Raw genomic sequence first — 2,077 nt, forward strand, 5'->3', positions numbered from 1 at the left:
CGCCCGCCCTGCATTCCGGGCCGCCGAACCCGTCGCCGGGCCCGTCGCCCGCTGCCCGGCACCACCCTGCCCCGCTCGCCCTGGAACCAGAAGCCGGTCTTCACCGGCGGCGGGCCACGAGAATGGCAAATGTCGTATTCGCCGCAGGATTCGGATGGTACGAATGTCGGTAATCGGATGACTGCGCGGCGGGTTGGTGCGGCCGGTGGATCAGGCAAGATGAGGCGGTGACGTTTCCGCCCGCCTGGCTCAAGAGTTCGTCGCCGCCGCTCACGGAACTCCTGCTGACGCTCGGTCAGGAGCCGGACCTGGGCACCCGGCGCTTCCAGATCAGGAATTTCCTGATGGAGGACGACGAGCGGCGGCACCGGACCGACGACTATGTCGCCGACGCAAAGGACCGCGTGATCGCGTCCGACCCCGACACGGCCTTCCAGCAGTTGATGTCGCACCACGAACAGTACCTTCACGAGCGACTCCGCGGCGGCGTCCGCACGGAGGTCTTCAGCTCCCGAGGTGCGACCTGCCCGGACACCTTCTCGGGGTACTTCGACGACGGCGACGAATTGGTTCGGGATGTGGCGTGGCTGGGGCGGCTCGAACGGCTCGCCCCCATCTCGATCAACAGCGGAGAGTCGCGCCAGGTGGTGCGGTCCATCCTCGACCGCTGGGCCCGGGCGCAACGCGAGGGGATTGCCGACCCCGACGCCGAGGTGGACGCCAACCAGTTGCTGCTGAGCTGGCAGCAGCGGCTCGACAACCGGCCGGTGGCCGCGTTCGTCTGGGACGACGTGGCCGACGTGCTCGCGTGGTCGCGGCCGGGCTGGGAGGACGAGTTGCGGGACAGGCTCGGTCTGGAGCACCTGGATCCGACGGCGCTGAGCCCGAGTGCCGGGGTGGACGTGGCGGTCTTCCGTTACCCGGTGCGACTTGTGCCGACGGACGACGCAGCACGCCCACTGCTGCGACGGCCGACGGTGTTCGACGACACCCCGCGCGACGCGTTCTGCACCCCTCCGCCGGTCGGTGCCGGATTCTGCGTGAACCTGCGGATCGACGAACGACTGTGCCGCGAGGTGATGCATCCCGCCGTCACCTTCAAGGCCGAGCACCTCTGGGGCCTCGGCACGATCCGTGCCGGCGTGTCGGTGCCGCTGGACGAACTGCGCGGGTTCCACCTGCTCAAGCTGGCCTATAGGTGCCAGGCGGACTTCTGTGACCGGTTCGAGCAGACCGATGGGGACCTGCTGTGATTGATGCCGCCCGGAACGTCTTCGGCGAGCGGTTGCCGATCTGGTTCCGTTTTCTCGCGGACCAGCCGCTCGACGCGCTGGACGCGTTGTTCGCCCGCTCCTACCACCACGGTCCGCTGCACACCGTGGAGCCGGACCACCTGCTGCTGGAATGGGCGACGACGATCAGGGACGCCGGCTTCCACCGGGCGCTCGACGAGACGATCGCCGGCTGGCTGACCCGGCGGTGGCGACCGGATGGTGGCGCGCAGCCGGGAGTCGACGTGGTCTGGCAGCGCGCGCTACGAACGATCGCCAACCTCGACCCGGTCCCCCGGGGGTGCGTCCAGGTGCTCCGTAACCACTGGGACGACGCCCTGCGTCGGCTCGGCCCGATGACCCGCAACGCCGCCCACGACCCGCTCGGCTGGTACTGGGCCGCCGTCTCCCGCGTCCAGCCCGACGACGCGCTCGTCGAGCACTGGTTCCGGCTGTGCAACGTGACACCGGGAACGCCGGTCTTCCATGCCCACTGGGGACTGTTGGGCCTGCGCCGGCTGGACGGCCCGGCCCCGCACGTGGCGGCGATGACCATGGCGGGGCTGCGGCGGTTCCTGCTGGCGGTCGACGCGATGGTGGCCGACCGGCGGCTGCACCAGACGGAGGGGCGCGCGCTGGCGCGCACCGAGTGCCACGCGGTGCTACGGGCGTATCCGGCGCGGGCCCTGTGGCGCGAGCACTGGGGCGACGGGTCCGACCTTCCCGTCGAGCCGCGCAGGTGGCTGCGGGGCGTCGTCCGGGACCTGGACGGCGGTTCCTCGCGGTCGAAGTCCACGGGCCTCAAG

The 2,077-nt window shown here is 70.5% G+C and carries 2 protein-coding genes; both read left to right on the forward strand.

What is annotated here, in order from left to right:
- The first annotated feature begins 227 nt into the window (after nucleotides 1-227).
- On the forward strand, nucleotides 228-1,253 hold the full coding sequence (locus tag E1258_RS32240) for a hypothetical protein (RefSeq protein ID WP_132407713.1): 1,026 nt from the start codon (nucleotides 228-230) through the stop codon (nucleotides 1,251-1,253).
- Nucleotides 1,250-2,077: hypothetical protein (locus E1258_RS32245; RefSeq protein ID WP_132407715.1), on the forward strand; the 828-nt coding region annotated here is incomplete at its 3' end. The genes E1258_RS32240 and E1258_RS32245, both read left to right, overlap by 4 nt.

This window comes from Micromonospora sp. KC207 (assembly GCF_004348615.1).
Classification (GTDB): domain Bacteria; phylum Actinomycetota; class Actinomycetes; order Mycobacteriales; family Micromonosporaceae; genus Micromonospora.